This window comes from Desemzia sp. FAM 23988, from assembly GCF_045528365.1.
Taxonomy (GTDB): Bacteria; Bacillota; Bacilli; order Lactobacillales; family Carnobacteriaceae; genus Desemzia.
This window is the reverse complement of record NZ_JBGQQS010000010.1, coordinates 1-26,998: the sequence shown is the minus strand read 5'-3', so window position 1 is coordinate 26,998 and position 26,998 is coordinate 1. Positions and strand designations below refer to the sequence as shown.

Sequence of the window (26,998 nt, the reverse complement as noted above, 5' to 3'; positions counted from 1 at the left end):
AGAACTATGGAACCCATCATCGAAATGAAGCAAGTTAAAAAGGCCTTTGGCGAAAAAGAAGTGTTAACAGGTATCGATTTTAAAGTTTACCCTGGACAAATCATTGGCTACATTGGACCAAACGGAGCTGGGAAAAGCACCACAGTTAAAATCATTATGGGGTTATTGTCTCAAGATAGCGGTGAAATACATATTTTTGGCGAGAAGTTGCAAAACAATCAAGAGGACTATAAAAAGCGCATCGGTTATGTGCCAGAGAATGCAGATCTCTACGAAACACTAACTGCTGCAGAGTACTTGGTCTTTATGGGGCAGCTGTATGGAGTGGAAGAGAAAGTCGTCCTTCATAAAGCTTATCAAATGATGACGGCTCTAGGCATCGAATCTTCTTTTCATGCACGTCTGGAAACTTTTTCCAAAGGGATGCGTCAGAAAGTATTGATCATCTCCAGCCTGCTGCATGATCCTGATTTACTATTCTGGGATGAGCCGTTAAATGGCTTGGACGCAAACAGTGTTTTAGTCATCAAAGAAATTTTAGTACGTTTGAAAGAACAAGGAAAAACGATTTTTTACTCTTCACACATTATGGATACTGTTGAAAAGTTAAGCGATCGGATCCTCATTTTGAATAACGGGCAAGTTGTGGCAGACGGTAGTTTTAAAGAAATTTCTCAAGAAGCAGATAGTACTCTGGAACATTTATTCAATCAACTGACCGGCTTTAATGAGCAAGGAGAATTAGCCGCCGCCTTTCTGGATGCCATGAAAGGAGAAACGGTCTATGAATGATTTTTTCAATAATCAGGAATCGTTGGAAACAAATCTCTCACCCAAACAGGATTCAGTCATCTTGAAAATAATGGATTTTTTTAAAGTGATTTACCTCAAAAATGATATTGATTACGCAACATTACGTTTGATCATTGAGAACAAATTGATTATGGACGGACGTCAACCTAATTTATTAGGCCAAGATCAACCGGCTAAAAAAGAAGGCAACTCTTTTTTTCGGTCATTGGGAGCTTATCTGCTAATCAGTTGTTTTACAGTGATTTTCTTATTTATAGGAGATTCTTGGATCTGGCAATACACTATTTATTTCAGCTATTTGTTTATCATGTTATTGTCCAACTTGATCGCCAGTTTTTCTGCCATTTTATTGGACACCAGAGACTATGAATTGCTGGGCACGAAACCTATTTCCAAGAAAACATTAAATGCCGTCAAAACTACGCATGTGTTCATTTATTTGCTTTCCTTTACACTGGTTTTAGGTGGTCCAGTGGTGATCGTTACTTACTTCGTGAATGGAATCGTCCCTGGACTTTTAGTGACTATTCTGACGATCGTTTTTTGTTTTTGGACACTATTGTTCACTCTAGGGATTTATTCTTTTGTCTTAAAGAAATTTGATGGGGAAAAATTAAAAAATATCATTTCTTATACTCAAATCGGTTTGTCTATTTTTATGGTGGTCGGCTACCAATTATTAGGCAGAGTATTTGATTTTGTAGATGTTTTTATTGTCTATATACCTCATTTATGGCATGTCTTTTTGTTCCCCATCTGGTTTGCGGCTCCTTTAGGAATGCTGCAAGAAGGTGTCACGATTTATTACGCCCTTTATGTAATTTTGATGATAGTATTGTCTATTGTACTGGCCGTTTTTTACCAAAAAAATGCTGAAAAAATGGAAGAGAGCTTAATGCAGCTGGCTGCCTCTAATAAACAAAGTCCAGAAAAAACCAGTCGCTGGCTGACCATATCGAAGAAGTTGATTTGCCAGCATACAGAAGAGATGCCTTACTATCACTTTACATGGAAAACGATTCAAAATGAAAGAGAGTTCAAAACAAGAATATATCCTTCTTTGTTGACTTCCTTCCTTTTGCCAGTCATTTTGATTTTCACTTCGTTTTCTGATGGCTTTAATTTGGCTGAATTGAGAGAAACGAATCTAGCTTACTACCTTTATTTCACGCTTTTATTGGTGCCGGAGATAGTCGCTTCTATGAAATATTCGACTTATTACAAAGGAGCTTGGGCCTTTCAATTAAGTCCCAAATCGCATAAACCCTATTTTGTGATCGCAGCTGGCAAAGCCGTTTGGATCCGTATTTTATGCCCGCTCTTTTTAGCAGCTGGAACTATTCTATTATTTCTATTTGGTTGGGACGCTCTGTCCGTCACTTTGAATGCTTTTCTGGCATTGACATGCAGTTTCTTCGTTTATTTGATAGCAACTATGAAATACTACCCATTCTCACAAGAAAGAAACGCGGCGAACAGTTCTGAAGGCTGTATGACCAGTATCTTATTTGTCATCATGGCCGGAGTCATTGGGCTTATCAATTACGCTTTGGACAGCTACATTCCTTACGGCGGCTGGATATTGACCATCATCTTACTGCTTCTTACTATGAAATTATTATTCTTTTCATTTAAACACGATTAGTTTCTCGAATGATTAAAGGTGCCAGCGATATACTCGCTAACGCCTTTTTCTTTTGCAATGCAAACGAGGCTAATACAGTTTATTAGCCTCGTTTGATACTCTTCTCTACACCCAAATGGATTTTAAACGTCTTCTCTTCGATATTCTCCCTGTTTCCATTCCAGGTGGACTCGACAGCCATTTCCAAGTATTTATCTCACTCCTAACCAAATTTGCCGCTAAAACAACTTAGTTTGAAAAATACTCTTCTTTCAAGATACTGTACATTTTGTCTGTAACAGATTCCTCTTTTACAAACCGATTGTTTCGGAGTGTTCCTTCACAAATCATTCCTAATTTTTCCATCACTCTGCCTGAAGCTGGATTGCGTTCATCATGAACGGCTAAGATTCGCTGCAATTCTAATTCTTGGAATCCCAGCTGCAGCATTAATTTGGCAGCTTCCGTAGTATACCCTTTTCCCCAGTACCCTTTATTCAAGGTATAACCCATTTCTGCTTTTTTGTCCTTTTCATCTACACGCAAATCGATGGTCCCAATCATCTTATGAGTGTCTTTCAGCTCAATAGCAAATTTGCCCAAAGGACTGGCTAAGAAATATTTCGCAATATTTTCTTTCGTGTCTTCCAAACTTTTATGGGTTTCAAAGACGTATTTTGTCGTTTCTGCATCAGATGCATACTCATACATATCTTCCGCATCGCTTAGTCGAATGGGTCTCAACCGAATCCGTTCTCCATCAATCTGATTATGTAACGCAAAAACGTATTCTTTATTCATCACACCAGCCACCTTTTAAAATAGTTTACATCACTTGATTGCGTAAGATATTCGTTGCAGTATCGTAATAATAAAAGTGTTCTTGTTTTGCTGAATCTTTGAAAACCTCTAGTGTAACAGCAAATCCTGGAGAGCAGTTTTCTTCAGTCAGTTCATTCAGCTGCATCCATTCCAGAGACCTTCTTCGGTTTCTGCCAATAGTTCTCCTTGATAATCAGCTGTTTGGTATAAAAAGACGACATAGCGAAAATCTTCTTCCTCTTCATACCAATCTTTTATACCGCACAGTTTCAAATTAGACACTTGAAGACCAGTTTCTTCTTTAACTTCTCTGACAACAGAATCTAAGATCGACTCTTTCGGTTCTAATTTTCCGCCTGGAAAGGTTAGTCCCTGCCAACTCTTCTTCCGTTTCTGTACTAAAACTAAGTTGGTCTCGCTGTCTGTGATCATACACATATTGGTCAACATCACTTTACTCACTTCTATTCGCCACCTTTAAAAAGACCAAGTTCGGATAAAATGCTCTTCGGCAGTATCCACAAAGTCGTCATTTTCTACATCGATCAACTCATCGTCATCTTCTTGATTCACCACAATATGATCGTACATGATATAAGGCGGATTCCGAAAACCGATCTCAAAAAACGACTCATCGATCAAGGAAAATGTGGTTCCGACCATCTCGGTTTCTTCAGCTTCCGCATCAAAAATCACATTCATACGTTGCTTGAACAGTTCATCTTCTTGCTCAAAATAGTAAAAGTTCGCATCTTTTCCCACATAAATGATGGGTTCAGTGACCGTTTCTTCTTCGTACATTTCTAAAGCACGAACACTCTCCGGATCATGTAATTTGCCAAAATATTGCATCTCATCTTCAGAACGATAGATGTAATCACCGAATGTCTTTTGTCTGTCGCGCACTAGAGGTGTTACGTGATCATTCACTTCTAAAAATTCATTGTATCTCAAATGTCCTGCAACGAGCCAGATACTCAGTCCTAAAATGAGGACCCCACCTCCTGCTGCAATCTTTTTCTTGTGCCGACTTTTTGAATAACCTAAAATCATGCCGGTCAACATCAGCAACACTAGAATAACAACTGCCACTGCAACCATTGTAGTATTGTAAAAAGTTTCTGCTGCTAACCAAAATTCAACTGACACTATTTCTCACTCCCTTATATCTATTTCCTTCCATTTTACCACATAATAAGCACCTTCCCAGTCAAGTTATTGGTATATATGTCTTTCAGATGCAATTTTCCCCGTGAGAAAAATTGCAAGAACCAACTACTCTTGTTTACCAACTTGATTCAGTCGTTTAGTTACGTCGTTATTCTCATTTGGATATAAGTGAAATATATTCCGAATGTCATTTCAATACTTCCAAGACCTAGTCAGTAAAGTCACTCTTTCTCCGAATCGTAAACCTGAATAAAAAAGAAAATGAATCTTAAAAAATATGTACAAAAAAGCCGAATACCTTTTACTAGTATAACGGCTTTTCATACTCATATTACCATACTGACTCAACCTAGATAAATTTATCATAATTATCCAATATATCTTTAGCACCTTTGTAACTATAATATTTATCATTTTGCTCAGTTATATCTTCTTCTGTTACTCCCAATTCTACAATCAAATCTAACTGTAACCTTGTAGAATTACTTGTAAAATATTCATAATTATCTTTTTCAAATGTAATAACTAATAAAACTAGATCCCCATCTAATGTCTTTAAAGGAAAACAATGCCCCCAAGATTCCGAAAAATATTTCTCGCTTTTTTCATTGTATTTAATTCCATAGACCGATAGGCTATTCTCTATTTCTTCTATCGAATACTTACCTTCTGTATATTCATTGATATTGTCCAGCTCTAGACTAAAATATGAACCAAATAGTCGACTGATATCTACACTCTCTAAATCAAACCATTTTTTTAACATGTTTTCTATTTTTTGCATTATGTCACCCACTTAATTCATATACACTAAACTATTAAAGATTGCTGACAAAAAACAATTTTGGCTTTGTTTAAAAAGATTATTTTTCTTCATCTACATCCGGTGCTTTTAAATCATCAAACTTCAGGCTGTTCAAGTAGTCCATATCTTCATCAGAGATTTTAAAATCAAAGACATCCGCATTTTCTACTACCCGTTCAGGATGAGACGACTTGGTCAGCGGAACAAAGTTGTGCTGCAGACTGAAACGCAGTAACAGCTGAGCAACGGATTTTCCGTATTTTTTGGTCATGGCTTGCACTTTATCATCCTCAGACATTTGCTTGATTGGGGACAACGGAGACCAAGCTTCCACAACGATTTGCTCTTTTTTACAAAAAACGACTGTTTCTTCTTGCAGCACACCAGGATGCAATCTGATTTGATTAACCATCGGCTTGATGCGGCAGTTGGCAATCAAATTTTCTAAGTGTTTTACCATAAAATTACTAACACCAATCGCTTTAACTTTCCCCGCTTCATAAGCATCTTCTAAAGCACGCCAGGTTTCAATATTGTCTTCCTTCCAGTTCTCTCCTCGGCCTTCAACGACGGGCCAATGGATTAAGTATAAATCGATATAGTCGAGTCCCAGCTTTTCCAGTGATTCATCAATGGCTTTGCTGGCTGCCTCATACCCGTGATTAGGATTATCCACCTTGCTGGTAATGAACAAGTTCTTGTCAGAAAGATCGACTTGATGAATGGCCTTTCCTACCTGCTCTTCATTCCCATACATTTGTGCGGTGTCAATCAAACGGTAACCTACCTCAACCGCTGCTTTTATCGTATCATTGCAGACTGTCTGATCTTTATTTCCAGAAGTTCCTAGTCCAAAAGCTGGCATTCTCACACCATTATTCAATTCAACAGTATCAAAAATATTCTCCATATTTCTCATCCTTCCCTTCCACTAGCTATTCATCAATTGCCTTGACTCATTCATCTTCTATTGTATCTTTTTAAGATCTGCCATTCCAAATGAAAGACTCGACGGTAAATAAAATCACTTGAAAAGTCCTGATCATGGTGGGAAAAGATACTTCTAGCATTCTTTTTCTATAATAGATTATGCTATAATTGGTTGGTAGAAAAGTTAAGATGGTGGCTATCTTTGAAAGGAGTTGGTGCTTATGTATGTAAGTGCTGAAGTCTTAGAAAGGAGAAGCCTTTTGTCCGTATCGGAAGCATTGCAACTCATGCTAATGTTTGGAAGTCTATTGATTTCCTTAATCACATTAGTGGTTGCAATCGCTAAAAACGACAAAAAAAAATAACCGTCTTGCTTTAGCCAGCAACGGTTATTTTTTAACTTGTTCAAAGCTACCGTCTTAAACGGTTCTACAAGATGGGGATATGTTCACGCATATCTCCTCTTCAATAAGATTATAATACAAACGTAAAAAACTATCCATTATTTTGAACAAATTCAGCTATTCTACTCGCGACCTTTTCCGCTTCTAGATGCGTATTGTCTATTTTGAGGTAGTTTACCTGTTTAATTTTTTCTGTAACCTCATTTGGCAAAGAATTTAACCGATGCTTTTCGTGCGTCGTTAGTAAATCGTTTCTAGAAAATTCAATATTTCGTTTTGAAGGTTTAGCTTCTAAGCGGCTTTCTCCAATGTTTCTCTGCAGGCGAGTCTCTAAATCTGCTTCCAGTTCAATAAGAAAGACTCTGCCTTGTCCTTCCAGAAATATTTCACTGATTTCAGTTAGAAAATCGATATCTTCTATCAAATCAAACGCTACTACAACTGTAAAAATAATGCTTTCGGTAACGTTTTGCTCATTGCTGACGAAAGCTTTGAAGAGTTCTTTACGCGTTTGGTCCGATAGACGAAAAGTTTCTTTCCCATAACCGAGAAACTTGGCAAATAAATCGATCGTTTCATGATTGTGAAGCAACTTTGCCTCTATTTTTTTCTCTAACTCTCTTCCCACCGTCATTTTACCGACAGCTTGAGGCCCCATAATGACTATTAAGTCCACTACTAATCAACTCCCTGATGATGAATCTGGTTTAATCACTAACCTATACGCTTCCCAATGTGGCTGCCCAACCACTTGTTTCCCCCGCAAATGAACTTTTCCATATTCATCGATCAACCCGTGAAACTTCTGCCACTCTTTCAGCGTGAACGTGCCGGTACTTTCTACATAGTTCTTCAATGTCAGGTAATCCGTACTGTGTTCACTGCCTAAATGGCGGAATAATTTGAGCGCATAAGTATCTGCTACAAAGACCGGTTCTTCAAATGCGTACAGCAACAACACGTCAGCTGTTTCATTCCCGATTCCCTTGAATTCCAACAGCCGTTCGCGCAAATTGTCAGGGTACTTGCGCTTGATTTTCTCTAAATCAAACGCATACTTCTTCAGCCAACTAAAATATTCCAGAATCAGCTGCGTTTTTCGCTTGTGAAAGCCGCTTGAATAAATGAGTGTTTTGAGTTCTTCAGTCGATAAGTCAGCGATCACTTCAGGATCAAACCCCGTCACTTCTCCAAGCCGAGTCAACGATAATGTCGTATTATGCCAAGTCGTGTTTTGGACGAGAATAGCTCCTAACATCATCTCAAATACCGTATCAGCCGGCCACTTCGTCCCAGCCTCGACATACTTATCCAACAATTCATAAAGCTGCTTTAACTCCAGTTCTTTCTTCATAACAAAAAATGTTCTCCTTACTGTTCTAAACCGGCAATACCAAACGCACCAGGACCGCCATGTGTCGAAATGACCGATCCAGCTTCAATCCACGTTACTTTTTCAAATCCGTTCTCTTTAGCAACTTCTTCCATTTGAGTTTTTATACTGTCGTCTAACCCAATTGAAAACACAAAGTAAAGCTGTTTTCTATCGATAGGGTATTTTTTCAAATAATCCTGCATCAATTCGACAGACACTCGACTCATTTTTCCACGATACTTTTTAGTGGAAACCAATTTGCCATCAACCAATTCAATCACGGGTTTAATTTTCAACAAAGAGGCACTGATATAGGCTGCATTAGATACACGTCCACCTGCTTTTAAGAACTCCAGACTGCCCGGAACAAAGACCATTCTTGATTTAGGAACACTGGCTTCAATTTTCGCCAATAATTCTTCTAAAGCAATCTCCGGGTTCTCTTCCAACAACTCAGCCGCATGCAATACGACTACCGATAATCCTGCCGAAACATTTAACGCATCGATCAAATGGATATCGGTAAAATTTTCTGCCGCAATTTCTGCATTATGGAATGAAGAAGAAGCTTTTGACGTGTATCCGATGTGCACAATCGTATGCTCTGGATAATCGCGTTTAATCTTCGCAAAAAACTCTTCGTATTCGTTAGGATTCGTAGATGTTGTAGATGGAATCATTTTAGTGCGGTTGTAGTAATCATAAATGTCAGATACCGGAAGCGAACCATCATCTTTGTAATCGACCCCATCCATCACGACATGCATCGGTACAATTTTGATAGTGTATTTTTCAGCTAAGTCCCTAGGTAAATCTGCGCCACTTTCTGTTGTAAAAATAATCTTTCGCATCATTTCTCCTCCTGGATTCCCAATTAAAGCTATACCCCTTACATTTTCTTCTCCAGTATAGCATTTCATGTGTTTAGAAGGAATTCTTTCGAGAAGTTCCTTTTCAAAAGAATGGTGGGTATAGAAAACGACTAACTCACATTTCTTATCGAAATTCTTCTATTTTTATGAGCTAAACCTCTGATAGCTCGTATCCCCTAACAAAAATTGCCTGCTTTTATGAAGTAGTAGCCTACAATCTCACTTTTTACAAAGATCAACTCTTTCTAAATACATATATCCCGTGAATTTAATTGCCAAAAAACAAAAAAAAAGAGACTGGTTATCTTTTGAACCAGCCTCTTTTTTTTTGTATGTAATCTAAATTTAAAGACAATCTTATTTTCTCCATTATTCTTCATATTCTATAAGATATGGGACAGTTTGGTAACTCACACTATTTTCTTCGTCCGTAAAAGACCTTGGTCCTTCAATTGTTAACTGGTACTCCAAATCATCTTTAGTTGAGATGATAAGTTGCTCGCCTTCCTGGACAACTTGATAGTCTGCATATATTGCGTTTTCTTCAAAGGAAAATGGTGTTGCTACTTCGTTTATATTGCGTACATCCATCCCGTCAACGTTAAATCGAATCTGAAATCCATCTGGAGAATCCAGAGAAAAACTCTGTGTTGCAGCCATTTCATTCCAATTTTCAGTCAAATCTTGTTGATTAAATCTACATGCGGACAAAACATACTAGCGGACAAAACAATTAAACCAATCATTATTTTTCTTTTCATACAAATTCTCCTCATTTTTATAGTTCGCCTTTAATAAGAAAATCACTTATTTTAGTTCTCCTCCTTTCATGAAAATTATATCAAAAAAGTCACTCATATTTAAATCTTGCTCTATATGACAAAAAAAACTAATAATATTACTGAGCACCAAAGCTTATTTTGTAAATTATAAAAAATATCCAATTCAGCGTAATTGAATTATTAATGTTTTGAGTGGCTTAATTATTATTTAATTATTTTTCAAAAAAATATACGCAAGGCGAAATTTATCATATACGACAAATTTCACCTTGCATTTTTATATGAAATTGATACTTAGCCAAAAATAGTAGAAATTAAACTGGTCGATTTGGTACTCACTCGATGTAGATAGTTATGGATTTTCCACTCCAACTTCCAAGACTCGGATCCAAAACAAAATTGTATAAACCGCAGGCAATTACCTTATGATTTGTCCAATTTCTGAATAGACTTTTTGAAAGAGAAATTTTTTACGTTTACTGAGGAACTATTAATTCTTCAATCTCAACGTCATTGCATTAATCGCTACAATTACGGTAGACAATGACATCAAAATCGCTCCAACAGCCGGACTTAACGTAAAACCTATTGGTGCAAGAATTCCAGCAGCTAGCGGGATAGCGATAAAATTATACCCCGCTCCCCAAAGAAGGTTTTGTTTCATTTTGCTCGTTGTTTTTTGAGCTAGTTCAATAAAAGATTCGATATCACCTGGATCCGATTGCGTCAGAATCACATCTGCAGAATCCAAAGCCACTTGCGTTCCAGCTCCAATGGCCACGCCGACATCCGCTAACGCAAGAGAAGGTGCATCGTTTACCCCGTCTCCAACCATGATGACCGTCTTGCCTTGATTTTTCAGCGACTCCACTAGATTGTATTTGTCTTGCGGAGATTGATTGGCTTTGTAGTCGATCCCTAGTTCTTCTGCCACACCTTGAGCCGCTGTTTCATTGTCACCAGTGGCCATTAGTGGTTGAATACCGTTTTCTTTCAACACCTTGATGAGTTCTGAACTTGTCTTTTTCAGTTCATCTCCCAAAGCTACAGTCCCGATGGCTGTATCATTTTCTACCAAAATACTAAGCGTTGCACCTACAGGAATCTCTATATCTATGTCTTGACCGTAAGCTTTTTGACTGATCAATTGATAATTCTTCCCATTGGCAACACCTTCTACACCAGCGCCTGATACAACATCAATAGAATCGAATGGAATCGGTTGAATGTTTTCTTCGTTAGCAAATCCCGCAATCGATTGTGCGATGGGATGACTCGAGCCGCCTTCAATACCTGCCATTAACGCAGTGAGTTCATTTTTTGAATACTCTTCGCTTAATGCCTCTACCTTCAAAACTTTGAAATCTCCAGTTGTTAAAGTACCTGTTTTATCTAGTACCATTACATCAGCGTTTGTTGCTAATTCCAAAGCTTCACGGTCTTTAACCAATAAACCACGACTCGCACCTAAGCTGGTACTGCGAGCTACTACTAAAGGAATAGCTAAGCCTAATGCATGAGGACAGGCAATGACTAATGTCGTTACCGTAAAAAGAATAGCATTTTCTAAATCTGCCACAAACAACCATACAATAAAAGCGATAACTGCGGCTGCTACAGCAATGTAAAATAACCATCCAGCTACTTTTTGAGCCAGATTTTCTGCTCTTGAAGGTTGATCTTGCGCTTGTCCGATAAGTGTTTGAACTTGAGAAATGAAGGATTTATCTCCTGTTTCCTTTACTTCTATATACAAAACACTGTCGCCATTTGTGGAACCACCGATCACGGTATCTCCTTCCCCTTTTTCAACGGGTTTAGATTCCCCAGTCAGCAATGCTTCATTGACTCTGGTTGTACCGCTTTTGATGACTCCATCTGCAGGAATATTTTCAGCAGCTTGTACTCGTACAATGTCTCCTATTTTCAACTCAGACACCGAGCGCGTTTCTATTGAATCATTCTCCAGCACTACATGAGCATCTTTAGGCAACAACTCAGCCAGCGATTTCTGCGCATCTCCTGCTTCTCCTACTGCTTTCATTTCGATCCAATGACCCAACAACATAATTAAAATCAATGAAGCAAATTCAAAGAAGAAGTCCATCACATGTGTTCCGGTTACATAACGTGCCGCCACAGCATAAATACTGTACACGTAAGAGACACTTATTCCTAACGTTACTAGCGCCATCATTCCCGGAGCTCGTTGTTTAAATTCATCTACAGCCCCTTGATAAAAGGGTTTCCCTCCGTAAACGAACAAAACTGTCGCCAACACGGCTACCAAGATATCCGAGTAAGGAAATGTAAATTGCACCGGAAGCGTAATTCCCATCAGTGGAGATAAAATCATAACGACAAGTCCTATAGGTAGAGACTTCAAAAAGATTTCTTTGAAGTTTCCATGATGGTGATGGTGTCCGCCATGACCACCATGATCCATGTGGTCATGATGATCGTGTCCGCTGTGACTGTCGTGATCCATATTTTCATGATCATGATGATTCGTATGGTCATGATGTTCATGTTCCGTAGCAGGATTGTGGTCATCATGTATCCCTTCTTCTATTTGTTCTTCATGATAAGCGTGACCGACGTGCTCTTTATTTTCTTTATGATCGTGTCCGGTGTGATTCATGTGTTCATGATTTTCGTGATGATGGTCGTGGTGTTGATGTTCATCGTGTTTATTTTTATCCATTCCAATCACTCCTTAATGTAATTCAAATAAGTGTTTTTGTTGGTTCTACAACATTTTGCATTGTTAAGTAAAACCTACATTTCTTTTTAATCCAAAACCTTTTAGAAACTCATTCCTAGAAATTTCTGGAGGCCTATGGGGTTGCTTATAGCCATGAAAAAGGATGCAATGTGAATTAATCCCGAGTAAAAGCTTCAGCTTTTACTCGGAGTTTGTTCTCCGCTGCGCTGCGCATACCATATCCGTACGTCGCTAGCGCTCCAACGGCTTCGGCAAAGCTTGCAAGCCTAGAGATGCGGTTTTCGGCTCAAGGCGGTCCCATGGCTTTCATAAGCAACCCCATAGGCCGGAGGAAATTTCTTTACCCACGCTAGAAGACTAAGGGTCCATTAAACAAAAAACGCCTATCTAGTGCTAAGCAACAGGTAAGCGTTCTATTTTCAATTAAGCGTCTAATTCTTTGATCCCTACAACTGAATAGTTTGTGTCAGCTAAAGATTCGCGTAGTTCGTCTTCATTTACTGCACCATCACTTTGAATCAGAGCACTTTTAGCTTCCAAGTTGATTACTACCTCATTTACTCCCTCAACGTCTAAAAAGTTTTGTTTGACTGCATTTGCGCAACCTTCACATTTCATGCCTTCAATCGTAATTTCTTTTCTCATCATTCATTCCCCTTTTCAAATTGTATTTGATACTAGTGTAATCTTTCTTACCACAAACTGCTATTGATTTGCAGAGGGCTTGAAGCGTTTCAAGCGCAATGCGTTCAACAATACCGATACAGAACTAAAACTCATTGCAGCTCCGGCGATCATTGGATTCAACAATGGTCCACCGAATAAATACAAGACACCCATTGCAACTGGAATGCCCAGCGTATTGTAAGCAAATGCCCAGAAAAGATTTTCTTTGATATTCTTGATGGTGGCTTTACTTAATTCAATCGCTGTCGGCACATCCATCAAATCGCTGCGCATTAAGACAATGTCCGCTGATTCCATAGCCACGTCTGTTCCTGAACCAATCGCGATTCCAACATCCGCTTGGGCCAAAGCTGGAGCATCGTTGATACCGTCTCCTACCATCGCTACTTTTTTGCCTTCTTCTTGCAATAACTTTACTTGAGCCGCTTTGTCTTCCGGCAATACTTCACTCAACACACGGTCCACGCCAACTTGTTTGGCAATGGCTTCAGCTGTCCGTTTGTTGTCGCCCGTCATCATGACCACTTCGATGCCCATGCGGCGTAATTTGGCAATCGCTTGGGAACTGGTGCCTTTCACCGTGTCCGCAACAGCAATGATTCCCATCAAGTCATCGTTTTTCGCCACATACATTGGTGTTTTTCCTTCACTGGCTAATGCGTCTGATTGACCAGCCAATTCTGCCAACGAAATCTGCTGGTTGTCCATCATTTTTTTATTCCCCAGAGAATACACGTCACCATCGATCTGCACCACGATTCCGTGTCCAGGTATAGCGTTGAACGAGGTCGTTTTGTGCAAATGAACCCCTTTTTCTTCAGCTGCTCGAACAATAGCTGCACCTAGAGGATGTTCCGAGCCTTTTTCAGCCGATGCAGAAACGCTCAACAACTCTTCTGTTGAGATGCCATCTACGGCTAAAATATCCGTGACTTTAGGCTTTCCTTCTGTAATCGTTCCGGTTTTATCCAATACGACCGTTTGCACTTTATGAGTCGTTTCCAAAGCTCCACCACTCTTGATCAACACGCCATGTTCCGCGCCTTTACCCGTACCGACCATGATCGCAGTTGGTGTAGCTAGTCCTAAAGCACATGGACAAGCAATAACCAATACCGAAATCGCAATACTCAAAGCAAAGACTCCTGACTCTCCAGCTAAGAACCAAGCGAATCCAGCTGCTACAGCCAATACCATTACAATCGGTACAAAATAACCCGATATAATATCCGCCAGTTTAGCGATCGGTGCTTTGGAACCTTGAGCGTCTTCCACTAATTTAATCACTTGAGCCAACGCGGTATCTTTTCCAACTTTAGTCGCTTTATATTGGATTGCACCATTTTTATTGATACTGGCTCCAATTACTTGATCTCCTATAACTTTTTCCACAGGCATACTTTCCCCAGTCAGCATCGCTTCATCCACAGAAGTCACGCCTTCTATAATCATGCCATCCACAGGAATTTTTTCTCCAGGTCGAACTACAATGATGTCATTGACTTGAACTTCATCAATCGACAATTCCATTTCTTTGTCGTTGCGGATTACTTTGGCCGTCTTTGGCGCTAAGCCCATCAATTTCTTAATCGCTTCAGACGTTTTTCCCTTCGAGCGGGCTTCAAAGTATTTGCCCAATGTAATCAACGTTAAAATAACCGCAGCTGATTCATAATACAAATCCATCGCCAATGCTGCATTCCCTTGCCAAATGGAAACCGTCGCTGCCAAACTGTACACAAACGCAGCACTGGTTCCTAAAGCAACAAGCGAGTCCATATTGGGGTGTCGGTTGAACAACGCTTTAAACCCAACCGTAAAAAATTTCTTCCCTAACACCATCACCGGAAGCGTCAACAGCAATTGCACCAGCGCAAAGATTCCCGGGTTGTGCATCGGATTCAACCATTCTGGTAAAGGAGCGCCCATCATATGCCCCATCGAAACGTACAACAACGGCACAGTGAACACCGCTGACAACCAAAAACGACGCCACATTTCTTTCATGTGTGCTTCTTTTTTCTCGCGGTCTTCATCTACAGCGTCCGCAGAATTGACTTCTTCATGAGCGCTATAACCCGATTTCGCAACAGCAGTCGTAATGTCGTTGACTGAAAGGACACTCGGGTCAAATTGAACCGTCATTTTTTCAGTAGCCAAATTGACATTCGAGAAAGCTACACCAGTTAATTTACTGGTCGCTTTCTCCACAGTTTGTGCACAAGTCGCACAACTCATGCCTTCAATCACAAAATTCTTTTGCACACCGTCTTCAACCGCTTTGTAACCTGATTTCTCAACAGCTGATTGGATATCTGCGATAGTTGTTTTAGATTCATCAAATTGAATATTCATTTTTTCGGTCACTAAGTTGACGTTGGCTTCTTGCACCCCAGATAACTTAGAGGCCGCTTTTTCAACGGTTTGCACACAACTTGCGCAACTCATGCCTTCTATTTTGAATGTTTTTTGAGCCATGTTGCTCCTCCTTTATCCATGAAAGTGTTGACACGTGCATTGCCCTGGAACACAGTCACACGCTACAACATCCACCGCTTCCGATTTTTTTTTCTTCAACAATTCTTCCAACATCGCCACATCATCGTGGCTTAAAGCAGCTTCTTCCAACAGATGTGCAATCGCTTCTCCCGCTTTCCGGTTGCAAATATGAGCTAAAATATCGCTAGTAGCTTCTTTGATTTCCACTTCTTCACTAATCGCCGCAGAATAAATAAATCGATTTCCCATGGCTTCCGTGGTTAAGGCGCCTTTTTTAACCAATCGGCCGATCAATGTTTTCGTGGTCGCCGGCTTCCAAGCCATCTTGTCTTGTAGGACCGCATTGATTTCTTTACTAGTCGCTTGTTTTAACGTCCACACAACACGCATGATTTCCCACTCTGCATCACTGATAGTTATTTTTTCCATTGCTTGCATGGCTCTCTTCCTTTCAACATTTTTTATTTTCGTTTACACTTGTAATCCGTCTACAATTCATAGTTTACATTTGTAATCGATATAAGTCAACCTCTTTTGCTCAATATTTTAAAAAAAGGTCTGCTGTGGTAAAATACAAACAGGTTTACAGATGCAATTTGAGAGGAGGTTTCACATGAAAGTAGGCTTTATCGGTGCTGGCAACATGACCAGTGCTATCGTAAAAGGAATGATCAAAGCACAACACCTTCCTAAAGAAAATATTTATATCTCCAATAGAAGTCCAGAAAAATTAGAGCAATTGACCAAGGAAACAGGAACTGTTGCGTGTTCCTCTAATGAAGAATTGGTGTCCAAAGTAGATGTGGTCATCTTGGCTATCAAGCCCAACTTGTTTTCAACCGTGCTACCTGAATTAAGTACCCATTTGCTTAAATACAATCCGGTAGTGGTATCCATCGCAGCTGGCGTTAGTTTAGCTCAAATGCGAGACTGGATCGGAAGCGACTCAGCCATGCGCCTCATTCGCGTGATGCCTAACTTGAATTCACAAATCGGCGAAGGAATGGCAGCTGTTTGCGGAAATGAACAGTCTACACAAGATGATGTTGAATTTGTCATCAGTATTTTCCAATCCATTGGGGAAGCGATCGTTATGAAGGAAGCTGACTTTGGTGTCTTTTCAGCCATCGCCGGCTGCTCACCAGCGTTTACGTTCTTATTTATAGATTCGCTGGCACGCGCTGCTGTCAAATACGGCATTCCAAAAGAAATGGCGACCAAAATCGCCGCTCAAGCTGTTTTAGGAAGTGGGAAAATGGTCCTAGAAAGTGGCGAAACGCCGTGGAATTTGATCGATCAAGTTTCTTCTCCAGGCGGAACGACCATTGAAGGCGTACTGGCTTTAGAAGAAAATGGCTTTATGACATCGGTTGTGAAAGCTGTGGATGCAGTTGTGGAAAAAGACACCAACATGAACTAACACATAAAGAAGTTGTCCCAATACTCGAGTATCGGGACAACTTCTTTTTATATTTTTTAACGAGCAAATAAGCAACCTAAATATAGAGTGCTTCCGGGTTGAGCTTGAATTTGGACCCCTCAGAATAATATTAGTGCTATTCGAGAATTTTCTCTGGCTCAAATGGACGCTATTCGCCTTGTTAGCGACTTTTGGCTACTTTTTCTCACCCAAATGGACGCTATTCGCCTTGTTAGCAACATTTGACTACTTTTTCTCACCCAAATGGACGCTATTTGCCATGTTAGCGCCATTTGACTACTTTTTCTCACCCAAATAGACGCTATTCGCCTTGTTAGCGACATTTGGCTACTTTTTCTCACCCAAATGGACGCTATTCGCTTTGTTAGCGCCATTTGACTACTTTTTCTCACCCAAATGGACGCTATTTGCCATGTTAGCGCCATTTGGCTACTTTTTCTCACCCAAATGGACGCTATTCGCCTTGTTAGCAACATTTGACTACTTTTTCTCACCCAAATGGACGCTATTCGCTTTGTTAGCGCCATTTGACTACTTTTTCTCACCCAAATGGACGCTATTCGCCTTGTTAGCGACATTTGGCTACTTTTTCTCACCCAAATGGACGCTATTCGCCTTGTTAGCAACATTTGACTACTTTTTCTCACCCAAATGGACGCTATTTGCCATGTTAGCGCCATTTGACTACTTTTTCTCACCCAAATAGACGCTATTCGCCTTGTTAGCGTCATTTGACTACTTTTTCTCACCCAAATAGACGCTATTCGCCTTGTTAGCGACATTTGACTACTTTTTCTCATCCAAATGGACGCTATTCGCCTTGTTAGCGTCATTTGACTACTTTTTCTCACCCAAATAGACGCTATTCGCCTTGTTAGCGACATTTGACTACTTTTTCTCACTCAAATGGACGCTACTCGCCTCATTAGCGACATTTGACTACTTTTTCTAACCCAAATAGACGCTATTCGCTTTGTTAGCGTCATTTAACTACTTTTTCTCAACCAAATGGACCCTATTCGTCTTGTTAGCGACATTTGACTACTTTTTTTTAACCCAAATAGACGAATAAAGAAAAACGTCCACATCGTTTACCCACTATTGTGAGGAAGTCGATGACTGAGCTCTCTTTCGATGTGATTTGTCCACATTATTGAATCTGTGAACAATTATTTCTGACTTCTCTTTAAGTTGTCCACATTTTCTTTAGAAATGTGGACAACTTAAAGATATTCTCTATTTGCTCGTTCTTTTAATACACCCTGAACACGCAAAAAAGATTCAGAAGTTTGTCTGAATCCTTTACTTTTTATTCATTTCTAAGCTGTGCTGCTTTTTCTATCAAATAAAGCAAATCGGTTTCGAATTGCACACCATATTTAGGATCTGATTTGCTGGCAACAGTTCGTTGAATCACTTTTTCTACATAAGCGACGGCTGTTTCAGTTGCTGCCTCCAAGGTTGCTTTTTGAAACAATAATCCTGCAACCACGCTGCTGAACAGGTCTCCCGTGCCATCAAAATGTCCAGGGTAAATCCGAGAAAAAGCCGTCTTTACTTGCTCATCGTGTACACTACCTGATGCTGCACCGATTTCCTGTTCACTTGGCATCACACCTGTCAGAACGACTTGCTGCCGATTCCATTCCAGCATCTTTTGTATCACTAATTCGATCTCTTGTTTCGTATGAGGCCCCTTATGATATGGCGTCTGCGTTAAATAAGCCGCTTCGGTCATATTGGGGATAACTACTGTGGATAACTGACACAATTCCCGCATTTGCTGAACATATTCTTCATCAAAACCAGGATACAATTTTCCATGATCGCCCATTACCGGATCCAGCACGATAATTGCATTATCCGTTGCAAATTCACGAATCACTCGTTTCACAATGTTCATTTGAGCATGCGATCCTAGATAACCGATCAATACCCCATCAAATGACATCCCCAGCTGTCTCCAGTGATCAAGGATGCGCTCCATTTCGCTGGTCAAATCTAAAAAAGTATAGTCTTCAAATCCCGAGCCCGTGTGAGTCGATAACAGAGCTGTCGGAAGGATACTCGTACTGTTATTCAGACTGCTTAAAATCGGTAAAGCTACATTCATCGAAATTTGACAGCTTGCAGAAATATCTTGTATCACTAACACTTTTGGCTGATTCATTTATTTCACCACTATTCCCTTGCATTCTCTCCTTATTATAACAGTTTTGTTCCTGATTTCAGCTCTCTCTTTCAAATTTTCTGAAAACTGCATTTCGTCTGCTCATCAAAAAAGGTATAATGGATTTACATTAAGGGGGAACGGAAATTGAAACATAAAACACTCACTACACAAAATGTAGTTCTTTATGCTTTATTTATTGCCATGACAGTTGTCATGACGTTGATTATTCGGATACCAATTCCTTTTGCACAAGGCTATGTCAATATTGGGGATTCTATTTTGCTACTGTCTGGGATGCTGTTTGGACCAGCCGGCGGATTTTGGATCGGTGGAATAGGAAGTGCATTGGCAGACTTATTTACGGGTTATTCATTTTATGCGCCGATTACATTCCTTGTCAAAGGAATCGAAGGCTTGTTGTGCGGTTGGATTTTCCTGAAAATGAATGCTTCAAAACCGATTGTGTCGGCGCTTATCGCCGGTATCTGGATGGCGGTCGGTTATGTCATCGGGGATTGGATCTTATTTGGACTGGCTGCTGGAATAGCCGCTTTTCCTATGAATCTGATGCAAGGAATTGTAGGCGCCATACTTGCCGTTCTATTGCACAAATTTATTGGACCGATTTTTATCAAACGAATCAATTAAAAAAATACCAACGAGCAGTCTCGAAAACTACTCGCTGGTATTTTTTATGTGGATCTCTAAATATTCATTTTCTGCTGCTGCGTCCCTAAAGACTCTCAACAAATTTTCTCCGTATTTTCCTAGATACTTCTCAATCGCTTCTGCATCAATGATCTCAATCGTTTGTGGAGTAAAATCAGTGATCAGACAATCTTTCAGAGCATCCAGATTCTGCCCATAATAATCCGGTAAGTTCAACTGCATCGTTAAATATTGATGCAATCTTTTTTTACTGGTCATTTCTTGACCATCCAAAATAATACGCTTATCCATCACTAACCTCCTAGTAAAGCTGTTCAAACGTTTCGTAATGATCCCCGGTGTAGAAAATCAATCCATCATTGGAAAAGACGATCCGCTCAGCTCCACGGAAACCCCCGTCATAATTGATATCCGCTTCATAATACACGCGGCCTTTTGCTTCAGGCAGCAACTCTTCATAATTGCCGAAGCGATCACCGCCGATCGACATCTGATCAGTGACTTCCCATAAATTACCTTCTGAGTTATCCCAGCCTAAAGCTTCTGCTTCTTTTTTCGTCAAATAATTGGGTGGAAGCTCTCCAAATTCATTCAGGTATGCGGCCACATCTTTTTTCGTCGAATAGGCTTGTCCTTCAACCACCGAACTATCCACTGTTTGTGATTCCATTTGTGACTCTTGAGAATCTGAATCAAACAGCGCATCAAATACGTCCATCTGCTGACCTCCAAGCAAAAGTACCAGCACACCGACAATCGTTACGATCCAATTTTTCTTTTGTTTCATCTTCTACTCCTCATTTTCTTGTTCCATTTCTTTGCGAGCTAGTTTAGCAGCTTTTTTACGCACACGCAAGCTTCTAAAAAAATCCGTCAATAATGCGGCACACTCGTCTTCTAAAAGTCCTTTTTCAATCGTTACTTGATGGTTGAACCGCTCATCTCCAAGCAAATTCATTAAAGTACCGGCTGTCCCGCCTTTAGGATCCGGAGCTCCATAGTAAAGCTCGTTGACACGCGACAAGATCATTGCTCCACTGCACATCGGACAAGGTTCCAACGTTACAAACAACTGCGTATCCTCCAAGCGCCAATTCCCCAAGCACTGATTGGCTTCCCGAATGGCAATCATTTCTGCATGAGTCGTCGCATCATGGGTCATTTCCCGCAAATTGTGACCGCGCCCAATAATCTCCCCGTTCAATACCACTACAGCCCCGATCGGCACTTCTAATTTAGCTCCAGCTTTTTTAGCCTCTTCAATAGCTTCGCGCATAAAGTATTCTTTTTCCCTACTGGTCAATTCCATATTGTGCTCCTTTTGCTCATCATTTCCTTCCCCTATGATAGCATATTCTCTCTCAAACCCTACAAAAAAATCCAAAGAGTGCTAAAATAGAGAAGAATGCTCAACTTATTCAGCTTGACGATTTCAATGCAGAAATGAGGAACTGAAGTGAACTTTAAAGAACTAAAAAACTTGTATCCAGAAGCTGTTTTAACCGAATACAACACCTCTGGGAAGCAGTACATAGCTTTTCCTTATCAAGATCAATGGATTCAATTTGAACGTTACCAAAAAAGCGATACTGAATTGGCCTTGATTCAATATGCGCTCAACCAAAAGCCTATTCCCTTTAAAACGAAAAAAATGTCCAAATGGCATACTTTTTTAGTTAATGGGTCCTTTGCTTTGCCTAAAGAAGAAGGCTTCTATCGCATTATCCAATTTGAGATCATTAAGAAGGATGCTGCTTTTGAACGCGGACTTTGGCTAAAAGCCTTCAAAAGTTTATTTTCAGGCATAGAGGATACTTTTTTCCTAACAGAAAATAAAGGTATTCTCATCCAAGGAAAACAGCCTGATTTATTGAGCAGCGAAGAAATGGCCGGCATTATTCGCACCTTAGACGATGATTTTTCAATTAAGACTGTGTGTTATATGGGGCAATATTGGCCAATAACTGCTGCTTTGCCCAATATATTTAAAGAAGAACAGCATATTTTTGAAGCTCAAAAAAATCAAAAGACCCAAGTTTTTGATTTGCCCTCAGTTGCTTTACATTATTATACGGCGGAAGCTATTTCACAAAGCCCATTGATGCAGCAAATGAAAACTCAGTATGTAATGGATGCCGAACTGAAGGAATTGATCTTAGCAATATGGAAAAGCCAAGGCAACATATCTGTAGCCGCAAAATCCCTTTATATCCACCGCAACACACTGCAATACCGAATCGATCGTTTTCATGAAACAAGCGGTCTATCGTTGCGTAATATGGATGACTTGCTGTTGTGTTATTTATTGACGCTGGACTAAAAAAACCTTCTTGTAAAAGACAATCTTTTACGAGAAGGTTTTTATGCATTTTATTTTTTTACTTTGTCTACAAAGGTATCTTTTTTATCCGATAACAGATCGGTAAATTCTGTTGTCGCTTCTTTCAATTGATGTGTATAATCGCTGACACTTCCGCGTAAATGACTAACTTTATCCACAACGTTGAGTAAGTTGATCACTTCCTCATCAGATAAGTTTTCCACAACTTTCATAGCTTTTTCATTGCCATGCAGTTTATCTTTCACAAAGTATTTCGCTCTTTTGCGGTTAATCATGCTTTCAGCTTTTTCCATTGCTTTATCTGAAGTCACCATGTATGCTGCTCCAATAGCTACAGCAGCTCCAACACCTAATAAAATATTTCTTGTTGTGTTTTTCATAGAAATTCACTTCCCTCTTCGTATTTTTCTCTATTTCATCATATCAGAAATAAATTTCAATCACGAATAAAAACGCCTACCAGAATTTAAAATTCTGATAGACGTTTCTTGTTGGTTAGCTTAATTGACAGAAGCTGTTTCCTTTTCCGCCTTAGCATCTTTTTCTAACTTTTTAGGTTCCCGAACCGTAAAACGGATTGTTCCTTTTTGAGCACCAATAGTGATGTTGTCCCCAATTTTCACTCTTCCGCTCAACAACTCTTCACTTAAAAGATCTTCAATTTTCTTTTGAATAGCTCTGCGTAATGGACGTGCACCATATTCAGGATCGAATCCCTCTTTAGAAATCACATCGATGGCAGCTGGTGTGATTTTTGCATGGATGTCCATATCAGCTAATCGTTTGACGATTGTTTGCGACATCAATTTAACGATCTCATTCAATTCAGTTTTCTCTAATGAATGGAAGACGATTGTTTCATCTAAACGGTTGATGAACTCAGGACGAAAAGCATTTTTCAACTCTTCTTTAATGCGTTTTTCCATCATGTTGTGATCATGTTTCGTATCTTTCACAGTAAAACCAACTGATTTTTCATCTCGTAAAGCTGTTGCTCCTAGATTGGAAGTCATGATCATGATTGTGTTTTTGAAGTCTACTTTACGACCTTTTCCATCTGTCAAATGACCATCGTCCAATACTTGCAATAGAATATTAAAGACATCCGGATGAGCTTTCTCTACTTCATCCAGCAAGATAACAGAATAAGGTTTTTGACGGACTTTTTCTGTCAATTGCCCACCTTCATCATATCCTACATAACCTGGAGGAGAACCGACTAATCGACTGGTACTGAATTTTTCCATGTATTCAGACATATCCACACGAATCAACGCTTCTTCATTTCCAAACATCGCTTCACTCAAAGCTTTAGCCAATTCCGTTTTCCCAACTCCAGTAGGTCCTAAGAACATGAATGAACCGATTGGACGATTCGGATCTTTCAAACCACTTCTTGCACGGCGAATCGCTTTTGAGACCGCTACAACGGCTTCATTTTGACCAATGACTCGTTTATGCAGCACATCTTCCATCTTCAATAAACGATCCGATTCTTTTTGTTCCATTTGTTGCACAGGAATACTTGTCCACAATGCCACAACTTCAGCAATATCGTGTTCAGTAACTTCTAGTTCATTTGGCGTTTCTTTCTTCTCTTGTTTTCTCAATAATGTTTCAATTTTTTTACGCTGTTTCATTTCCTGCGTTCGAATAAGACCCGCTTTTTCGAAATCTTGATTTTGAATCGCTGCTTCTTTGTCTTCAATCAATGTTTCCAACTCTTCCATCGCTGCTGCAACTGGCGTTGGTTTTCCAGTAACATCGATACGTACTTTAGAAGCTGCTTCATCTATCAGGTCAATCGCTTTATCCGGCAATTGTCTAGATGTGATATAACGATTAGATAATTTGACCGCTGCATGAATTGCTTCATCCGTAATTTTTACTCCATGATGATCTTCATAACGTGAACGCAGACCATATAAGATTTCTTCTGTTTCATCTTCATTTGGCGGATCAATGTGGATTGGTGCAAAACGTCTCTCCAAAGCCGCATCTTTTTCGATGTGTTTTTGGTATTCGTCTAATGTTGTTGCCCCGATCGTTTGCAATTCTCCACGCGCAAGTGCTGGTTTCAGAATATTCGAAGCGTCAATAGCCCCTTCTGCTCCGCCTGCTCCAATTAACGTATGCAATTCATCAATAAAGAGAATCACTTCTCCATCTTGATAAATCTCCTCAATAATTTTCTTCATGCGCTCTTCAAATTCACCACGGTATTTCGTTCCCGCAACCAATGATCCCATATCCAGCATCATCAAGCGTTTATTTGTAAGAGTAGAAGGTACTTCTCCATCTATGATCCGCTGTGCCAAGCCTTCAGCAATGGCTGTTTTACCTACCCCGGGTTCTCCAACCAATACCGGATTATTTTTAGTTCGACGGCTTAAGATCTGTACGATTCGTTGAACTTCTTTTTGACGGCCTACAACAGGATCCATTTTGCCTTCTTTAGCTTGAGCGGTTAAATCTCTAGCTAATGAATCCAGTGTGGGCGTTCCCGCAGTGGGCTGCTTTGTTGCAGGTCTTTGACGTTTGCTGTTCTTCACTTGGCCTTGTCCGACTTTTTTCAAGACTACTTGACGCGCCTTATTCAAGCTCACATCTAAATTAGCTAAAATTTTAGAAGATAAAATATCTTCTTCACGCAATAAGCCAAGCAGCAAATGCTCTGTCCCGACTAATTTTGCCCCCATGCGTCTAGATTCATCAGTCGCATACGTAATAGCTTGTTTTGCTCGAGGAGAATGAGGTAAAACAGCTTGTTTTGAAATGTATTTCATTGTTCCATATCCCGTAAAATGTTCAATTTCCTCACGAATATCTTGCTCGGTGATTGAAAACTGACGGAGTGTTTTACCTGCAATACCTTCTTGCTCTTTGACAATCCCCAGTAAGATATGCTCAGTACCTACAGAATGATGGCGAAATGCTTTTGCCTCTTCTTGAGCGATCTCTAACACGGCTTGTGCTTTTTCAGTAAATAATTCGTTCATTTTCTCGCCTCCACATTATCATTATTCGTATCTCAAATTGTTCAGGCAAGAATTTAATATACGTGCCCTTACTTCTTTAGCCACTTTAGTTTCCAGTCCCAATACTGTTTTTTCCATTGCAGCCATCAAAATGACGGCTTCTCTTTTACTCAAGAAATCATCGTCATATAACTTTTGTACAATTGCATAAGCATCATTTTGCGAAATACTATTGCCCACTATTTCTATTATTGTATCTAACATCTCAGATTCGTCCAACAATTTAACTTTGATAATCCGAATGTAACCACCACCGCCGCGCTTACTTTCCACTAAATAACCTTTTTGCACAGTGAAACGCGTGTTGATCACATAATTGATTTGAGAAGGAACACAATTAAATAAATCAGCCATTTCGCTACGTCTGATTTCAACTTGATCTGAGTGTCCTAACACCTTTTTCAAATAAGCTTCAATAATATCTGACATATTTTTATTTTCCATGTGCTGTTTGTTATTAAAAACCATTGATGATTGGTGTCTAAGTATCATACACTTTTTCGCTACTCATGCCAACATCAACTTTTTAATAACCCTCCTTTTCTTTCAGCCTTCATATAAGGCCACTTTCCTAACAAAGGTTCTATACTCCTTTGACTAATCCTGACTATTATTATACTGGAAAAAACTCCATTTGAAAAGTCCCACTTCTTAATAGAACCAACGTTTGTCTCACTTCTCTATTGAATAACCTCAAAACGACCACTAGAGTTCTATATAATAGTCATGAGCTGCAGAATACCTGAACCATTCTGATTACTATTGCGCATTTCGAAAGATATACAACCTAGAATCCCACAGCTTACTTTCTCATTCTATAGAAGAAACATGCACTGATTATATCATCCACGTCCTCCATAATACAAAAAAAGCGAGACAGCTGATTGCTTATCTCACTTTTGGATACTCTATTTTATTATCGGGAATACAGGATTCGAACCTGCGACCCCTTGGTCCCAAACCAAGTGCTCTACCAAGCTGAGCTAATTCCCGTATACGTTGGTAAAAACTCTTTAAAAGAGATGCACCCAGCAAGAGTCGAACTTGCAACCGCTTGATTCGTAGTCAAGTACTCTATCCAATTGAGCTATGGGTGCTAAAAATGGTGCCGAGGGCCGGAATCGAACCGGCACGGATATCACTATCCGCAGGATTTTAAGTCCTGTGCGTCTACCTGTTCCGCCACCCCGGCTTTAATGAACAAGTTATCATTTTCTAGTATAACTAGAAAGCGGAAAACGGGGTTCGAACCCGCGACCCCCACCTTGGCAAGGTGGTGCTCTACCACTGAGCTATTTCCGCAAAATGGTGCCGGCTAAAGGATTTGAACCCTCGACCCTCTGATTACAAATCAGATGCTCTACCAACTGAGCTAAGCCGGCAACTGTTTAGTGCCAAAAAAAATAAATGATGCGGGTGAAGGGACTTGAACCCCCACGCCTCGCGGCGCTAGATCCTAAATCTAGTGCGTCTGCCAATTCCGCCACACCCGCATTTAGTTTAAGGCAAAACATACTAGTCAACAAGCAACTAGTATGAGTCATGCAGGATTCGAACCTGCGACCCTCTGATTAAAAGTCAGATGCTCTACCAACTGAGCTAATGACTCGTGGTGGAGGTTAACGGGCTCGAACCGCTGACCCTCTGCTTGTAAGGCAGATGCTCTCCCAACTGAGCTAAACCTCCAAAAACTATATGCGTGGCAACGTCCTAGTCTCACAAGGGGAAACCCCTCACTACCTTCGGCGCTAAGAAGCTTAACTACTGTGTTCGGCATGGGAACAGGTGTGACCTTCTTGCCATCGTCACCACACATATGTGTGAGAAT

The 26,998-nt window shown here is 40.0% G+C and carries 28 protein-coding genes, 8 tRNA genes and 1 rRNA gene; 7 read left to right on the top strand and 30 right to left on the bottom strand.

Annotation, left to right across the window (positions count from 1 at the left end):
- The first annotated feature begins 6 nt into the window (after window positions 1-6).
- Window positions 7-792, top strand: coding sequence for an ABC transporter ATP-binding protein (locus ACEN4L_RS07300; RefSeq protein ID WP_407096677.1), 786 nt, complete (start codon window positions 7-9; stop codon window positions 790-792).
- The gene (locus ACEN4L_RS07295) at window positions 785-2,458 is read left to right on the top strand and encodes a hypothetical protein (RefSeq protein ID WP_407096676.1); all 1,674 of its coding nucleotides are present in this window, start codon (window positions 785-787) and stop codon (window positions 2,456-2,458) included. Before ACEN4L_RS07300 ends, ACEN4L_RS07295 begins: the two co-directional genes overlap by 8 nt.
- A 228-nt stretch (window positions 2,459-2,686) precedes the next feature.
- On the opposite strand, the gene ACEN4L_RS07290 is transcribed toward ACEN4L_RS07295, so the two are convergent.
- The 6 genes from ACEN4L_RS07290 to ACEN4L_RS07265 form a co-directional block, all read right to left on the bottom strand.
- Window positions 2,687-3,238 (bottom strand): GNAT family N-acetyltransferase, encoded by a 552-nt coding sequence (locus tag ACEN4L_RS07290; RefSeq protein WP_407096674.1) that lies wholly within the window; start codon window positions 3,236-3,238, stop codon window positions 2,687-2,689.
- Between the two features lie 25 nt (window positions 3,239-3,263).
- Complete coding sequence (locus ACEN4L_RS07285; RefSeq protein ID WP_407096672.1) at window positions 3,264-3,404, bottom strand: hypothetical protein; 141 nt, start codon at window positions 3,402-3,404, stop codon at window positions 3,264-3,266.
- Window positions 3,395-3,721, bottom strand: coding sequence for an 8-oxo-dGTP diphosphatase (locus ACEN4L_RS07280; RefSeq protein WP_407096671.1), 327 nt, complete (start codon window positions 3,719-3,721; stop codon window positions 3,395-3,397). Before ACEN4L_RS07280 ends, ACEN4L_RS07285 begins: the two co-directional genes overlap by 10 nt.
- Before the next feature lie 15 nt (window positions 3,722-3,736).
- Complete coding sequence (locus ACEN4L_RS07275) at window positions 3,737-4,408, bottom strand: hypothetical protein (RefSeq protein ID WP_407096669.1); 672 nt, start codon at window positions 4,406-4,408, stop codon at window positions 3,737-3,739.
- Window positions 4,409-4,778: 370 nt separating this feature from the next.
- Window positions 4,779-5,213 carry a hypothetical protein gene (locus ACEN4L_RS07270; protein ID WP_407096668.1) on the bottom strand — a complete coding sequence of 145 codons (435 nt, stop codon included), beginning with the start codon at window positions 5,211-5,213 and terminating at the stop codon, window positions 4,779-4,781.
- Between the two features lie 79 nt (window positions 5,214-5,292).
- Window positions 5,293-6,144, bottom strand: a complete 852-nt coding sequence (locus ACEN4L_RS07265; RefSeq protein ID WP_407096666.1) for an aldo/keto reductase — start codon at window positions 6,142-6,144, stop codon at window positions 5,293-5,295.
- 241 nt (window positions 6,145-6,385) lie between these two features.
- Here ACEN4L_RS07265 and ACEN4L_RS07260 point away from each other — a divergent pair, with 241 nt between their 5' ends.
- Complete coding sequence (locus ACEN4L_RS07260) at window positions 6,386-6,529, top strand: putative holin-like toxin (protein ID WP_407096665.1); 144 nt, start codon at window positions 6,386-6,388, stop codon at window positions 6,527-6,529.
- A 130-nt stretch (window positions 6,530-6,659) separates the two neighbouring features.
- Here the strand turns inward: ACEN4L_RS07260 and ACEN4L_RS07255 are convergent, their stop codons facing one another.
- The 8 genes from ACEN4L_RS07255 to ACEN4L_RS07220 form a co-directional block, all read right to left on the bottom strand.
- On the bottom strand, window positions 6,660-7,244 hold the full coding sequence (locus ACEN4L_RS07255) for a hypothetical protein (protein WP_407096663.1): 585 nt from the start codon (window positions 7,242-7,244) through the stop codon (window positions 6,660-6,662).
- A 6-nt stretch (window positions 7,245-7,250) separates the two neighbouring features.
- Window positions 7,251-7,922, bottom strand: a complete 672-nt coding sequence (locus ACEN4L_RS07250; RefSeq protein ID WP_407096661.1) for an endonuclease III domain-containing protein — start codon at window positions 7,920-7,922, stop codon at window positions 7,251-7,253.
- 17 nt (window positions 7,923-7,939) lie between these two features.
- Window positions 7,940-8,794 carry a DegV family protein gene (locus tag ACEN4L_RS07245; protein ID WP_407096660.1) on the bottom strand — a complete coding sequence of 285 codons (855 nt, stop codon included), beginning with the start codon at window positions 8,792-8,794 and terminating at the stop codon, window positions 7,940-7,942.
- Between the two features lie 390 nt (window positions 8,795-9,184).
- The gene (locus ACEN4L_RS07240) at window positions 9,185-9,475 is read right to left on the bottom strand and encodes a hypothetical protein (RefSeq protein WP_407096659.1); all 291 of its coding nucleotides are present in this window, start codon (window positions 9,473-9,475) and stop codon (window positions 9,185-9,187) included.
- 612 nt (window positions 9,476-10,087) lie between these two features.
- Entirely contained in the window at window positions 10,088-12,301 is a 2,214-nt protein-coding gene (locus ACEN4L_RS07235) for a heavy metal translocating P-type ATPase (protein ID WP_407096658.1), read from the bottom strand.
- A gap of 444 nt (window positions 12,302-12,745) precedes the next feature.
- Window positions 12,746-12,967 carry a heavy-metal-associated domain-containing protein gene (locus ACEN4L_RS07230; RefSeq protein WP_407096657.1) on the bottom strand — a complete coding sequence of 74 codons (222 nt, stop codon included), beginning with the start codon at window positions 12,965-12,967 and terminating at the stop codon, window positions 12,746-12,748.
- A 60-nt stretch (window positions 12,968-13,027) separates the two neighbouring features.
- Complete coding sequence (locus ACEN4L_RS07225; RefSeq protein ID WP_407096655.1) at window positions 13,028-15,487, bottom strand: heavy metal translocating P-type ATPase; 2,460 nt, start codon at window positions 15,485-15,487, stop codon at window positions 13,028-13,030.
- 12 nt (window positions 15,488-15,499) lie between these two features.
- Window positions 15,500-15,946 (bottom strand): CopY/TcrY family copper transport repressor, encoded by a 447-nt coding sequence (locus tag ACEN4L_RS07220; RefSeq protein WP_407096653.1) that lies wholly within the window; start codon window positions 15,944-15,946, stop codon window positions 15,500-15,502.
- A 151-nt stretch (window positions 15,947-16,097) separates the two neighbouring features.
- Between ACEN4L_RS07220 and proC the strand changes: the two genes are divergently transcribed.
- Together proC and ACEN4L_RS07210 are read left to right on the top strand one after the other, a co-directional pair.
- Window positions 16,098-16,928, top strand: coding sequence for a pyrroline-5-carboxylate reductase (proC, locus tag ACEN4L_RS07215; RefSeq protein ID WP_407096652.1), 831 nt, complete (start codon window positions 16,098-16,100; stop codon window positions 16,926-16,928).
- A 331-nt stretch (window positions 16,929-17,259) separates the two neighbouring features.
- On the top strand, window positions 17,260-17,655 hold the full coding sequence (locus tag ACEN4L_RS07210) for a hypothetical protein (protein ID WP_407096651.1): 396 nt from the start codon (window positions 17,260-17,262) through the stop codon (window positions 17,653-17,655).
- A 603-nt stretch (window positions 17,656-18,258) separates the two neighbouring features.
- On the opposite strand, the gene ACEN4L_RS07205 is transcribed toward ACEN4L_RS07210, so the two are convergent.
- Entirely contained in the window at window positions 18,259-19,119 is an 861-nt protein-coding gene (locus tag ACEN4L_RS07205; RefSeq protein WP_407096649.1) for a pyridoxamine kinase, read from the bottom strand.
- A 147-nt stretch (window positions 19,120-19,266) separates the two neighbouring features.
- Here ACEN4L_RS07205 and ACEN4L_RS07200 point away from each other — a divergent pair, with 147 nt between their 5' ends.
- A complete protein-coding gene (locus tag ACEN4L_RS07200) occupies window positions 19,267-19,770 on the top strand; it encodes an ECF transporter S component (protein WP_407096648.1) in 504 nt (167 codons plus the stop codon).
- 27 nt (window positions 19,771-19,797) lie between these two features.
- Here the strand turns inward: ACEN4L_RS07200 and ACEN4L_RS07195 are convergent, their stop codons facing one another.
- The 3 genes from ACEN4L_RS07195 to tadA are packed head-to-tail and all read right to left on the bottom strand — an operon-like array spanning window position 19,798 to window position 21,100.
- On the bottom strand, window positions 19,798-20,082 hold the full coding sequence (locus ACEN4L_RS07195) for a barstar family protein (RefSeq protein ID WP_407096646.1): 285 nt from the start codon (window positions 20,080-20,082) through the stop codon (window positions 19,798-19,800).
- Window positions 20,083-20,092: 10 nt separating this feature from the next.
- A complete protein-coding gene (locus ACEN4L_RS07190; protein WP_407096645.1) occupies window positions 20,093-20,578 on the bottom strand; it encodes a ribonuclease domain-containing protein in 486 nt (161 codons plus the stop codon).
- Between the two features lie 3 nt (window positions 20,579-20,581).
- Window positions 20,582-21,100, bottom strand: coding sequence for a tRNA adenosine(34) deaminase TadA (gene tadA / locus ACEN4L_RS07185; RefSeq protein ID WP_407096644.1), 519 nt, complete (start codon window positions 21,098-21,100; stop codon window positions 20,582-20,584).
- Between the two features lie 147 nt (window positions 21,101-21,247).
- Between tadA and ACEN4L_RS07180 the strand changes: the two genes are divergently transcribed.
- Window positions 21,248-22,111, top strand: a complete 864-nt coding sequence (locus ACEN4L_RS07180; protein ID WP_407096643.1) for a helix-turn-helix domain-containing protein — start codon at window positions 21,248-21,250, stop codon at window positions 22,109-22,111.
- A 50-nt stretch (window positions 22,112-22,161) separates the two neighbouring features.
- Here ACEN4L_RS07180 and ACEN4L_RS07175 read toward each other — a convergent pair whose 3' ends face one another.
- From ACEN4L_RS07175 to rrf, 12 genes are all read right to left on the bottom strand, one after another.
- Window positions 22,162-22,512 (bottom strand): hypothetical protein, encoded by a 351-nt coding sequence (locus tag ACEN4L_RS07175; RefSeq protein ID WP_407096642.1) that lies wholly within the window; start codon window positions 22,510-22,512, stop codon window positions 22,162-22,164.
- Between the two features lie 120 nt (window positions 22,513-22,632).
- Entirely contained in the window at window positions 22,633-25,131 is a 2,499-nt protein-coding gene (locus ACEN4L_RS07170) for an ATP-dependent Clp protease ATP-binding subunit (protein ID WP_407096641.1), read from the bottom strand.
- Window positions 25,132-25,152: 21 nt separating this feature from the next.
- Complete coding sequence (locus ACEN4L_RS07165) at window positions 25,153-25,614, bottom strand: CtsR family transcriptional regulator (protein WP_407096738.1); 462 nt, start codon at window positions 25,612-25,614, stop codon at window positions 25,153-25,155.
- A 475-nt stretch (window positions 25,615-26,089) separates the two neighbouring features.
- Window positions 26,090-26,163: transfer RNA gene (locus ACEN4L_RS07160), tRNA-Pro, on the bottom strand.
- Between the two features lie 30 nt (window positions 26,164-26,193).
- A tRNA-Arg gene (locus ACEN4L_RS07155) sits at window positions 26,194-26,267 on the bottom strand.
- Between the two features lie 6 nt (window positions 26,268-26,273).
- Window positions 26,274-26,362: transfer RNA gene (locus ACEN4L_RS07150), tRNA-Leu, on the bottom strand.
- Between the two features lie 38 nt (window positions 26,363-26,400).
- A tRNA-Gly gene (locus ACEN4L_RS07145) sits at window positions 26,401-26,472 on the bottom strand.
- 4 nt (window positions 26,473-26,476) lie between these two features.
- Window positions 26,477-26,552 (bottom strand) — tRNA-Thr (locus ACEN4L_RS07140).
- 29 nt (window positions 26,553-26,581) lie between these two features.
- Window positions 26,582-26,663: transfer RNA gene (locus ACEN4L_RS07135), tRNA-Leu, on the bottom strand.
- 43 nt (window positions 26,664-26,706) lie between these two features.
- A tRNA-Lys gene (locus ACEN4L_RS07130) sits at window positions 26,707-26,779 on the bottom strand.
- Between the two features lies 1 nt (window position 26,780).
- Window positions 26,781-26,856: transfer RNA gene (locus ACEN4L_RS07125), tRNA-Val, on the bottom strand.
- Between the two features lie 11 nt (window positions 26,857-26,867).
- Window positions 26,868-26,983: ribosomal RNA gene (rrf, locus tag ACEN4L_RS07120) — 5S ribosomal RNA — on the bottom strand.
- Window positions 26,984-26,998 lie beyond the last annotated feature (15 nt).

Bases quoted from the DNA above. Each gene is read 5' to 3' on its own strand.
- ACEN4L_RS07220 (WP_407096653.1), bottom strand. From the start codon at position 15,946: ATGCAAGCAATGGAAAAAATAACTATCAGTGATGCAGAGTGGGAAATC.
- ACEN4L_RS07240 (WP_407096659.1), bottom strand. From the start codon at position 9,475: ATGGCTGCAACACAGAGTTTTTCTCTGGATTCTCCAGATGGATTTCAG.
- ACEN4L_RS07265 (WP_407096666.1), bottom strand. From the start codon at position 6,144: ATGGAGAATATTTTTGATACTGTTGAATTGAATAATGGTGTGAGAATG.
- ACEN4L_RS07165 (WP_407096738.1), bottom strand. From the start codon at position 25,614: ATGGAAAATAAAAATATGTCAGATATTATTGAAGCTTATTTGAAAAAG.
- ACEN4L_RS07190 (WP_407096645.1), bottom strand. From the start codon at position 20,578: ATGAAACAAAAGAAAAATTGGATCGTAACGATTGTCGGTGTGCTGGTA.
- tadA (WP_407096644.1), bottom strand. From the start codon at position 21,100: ATGGAATTGACCAGTAGGGAAAAAGAATACTTTATGCGCGAAGCTATT.
- ACEN4L_RS07260 (WP_407096665.1), top strand. From the start codon at position 6,386: ATGTATGTAAGTGCTGAAGTCTTAGAAAGGAGAAGCCTTTTGTCCGTA.
- ACEN4L_RS07230 (WP_407096657.1), bottom strand. From the start codon at position 12,967: ATGAGAAAAGAAATTACGATTGAAGGCATGAAATGTGAAGGTTGCGCA.
- ACEN4L_RS07245 (WP_407096660.1), bottom strand. From the start codon at position 8,794: ATGCGAAAGATTATTTTTACAACAGAAAGTGGCGCAGATTTACCTAGG.
- ACEN4L_RS07250 (WP_407096661.1), bottom strand. From the start codon at position 7,922: ATGAAGAAAGAACTGGAGTTAAAGCAGCTTTATGAATTGTTGGATAAG.
- ACEN4L_RS07170 (WP_407096641.1), bottom strand. From the start codon at position 25,131: ATGAACGAATTATTTACTGAAAAAGCACAAGCCGTGTTAGAGATCGCT.
- ACEN4L_RS07300 (WP_407096677.1), top strand. From the start codon at position 7: ATGGAACCCATCATCGAAATGAAGCAAGTTAAAAAGGCCTTTGGCGAA.
- ACEN4L_RS07285 (WP_407096672.1), bottom strand. From the start codon at position 3,404: ATGCAGCTGAATGAACTGACTGAAGAAAACTGCTCTCCAGGATTTGCT.
- ACEN4L_RS07195 (WP_407096646.1), bottom strand. From the start codon at position 20,082: ATGGATAAGCGTATTATTTTGGATGGTCAAGAAATGACCAGTAAAAAA.
- ACEN4L_RS07290 (WP_407096674.1), bottom strand. From the start codon at position 3,238: ATGAATAAAGAATACGTTTTTGCGTTACATAATCAGATTGATGGAGAA.
- ACEN4L_RS07205 (WP_407096649.1), bottom strand. From the start codon at position 19,119: ATGAATCAGCCAAAAGTGTTAGTGATACAAGATATTTCTGCAAGCTGT.
- ACEN4L_RS07235 (WP_407096658.1), bottom strand. From the start codon at position 12,301: ATGGATAAAAATAAACACGATGAACATCAACACCACGACCATCATCAC.
- proC (WP_407096652.1), top strand. From the start codon at position 16,098: ATGCAATTTGAGAGGAGGTTTCACATGAAAGTAGGCTTTATCGGTGCT.
- ACEN4L_RS07295 (WP_407096676.1), top strand. From the start codon at position 785: ATGAATGATTTTTTCAATAATCAGGAATCGTTGGAAACAAATCTCTCA.
- ACEN4L_RS07270 (WP_407096668.1), bottom strand. From the start codon at position 5,213: ATGCAAAAAATAGAAAACATGTTAAAAAAATGGTTTGATTTAGAGAGT.
- ACEN4L_RS07175 (WP_407096642.1), bottom strand. From the start codon at position 22,512: ATGAAAAACACAACAAGAAATATTTTATTAGGTGTTGGAGCTGCTGTA.
- ACEN4L_RS07225 (WP_407096655.1), bottom strand. From the start codon at position 15,487: ATGGCTCAAAAAACATTCAAAATAGAAGGCATGAGTTGCGCAAGTTGT.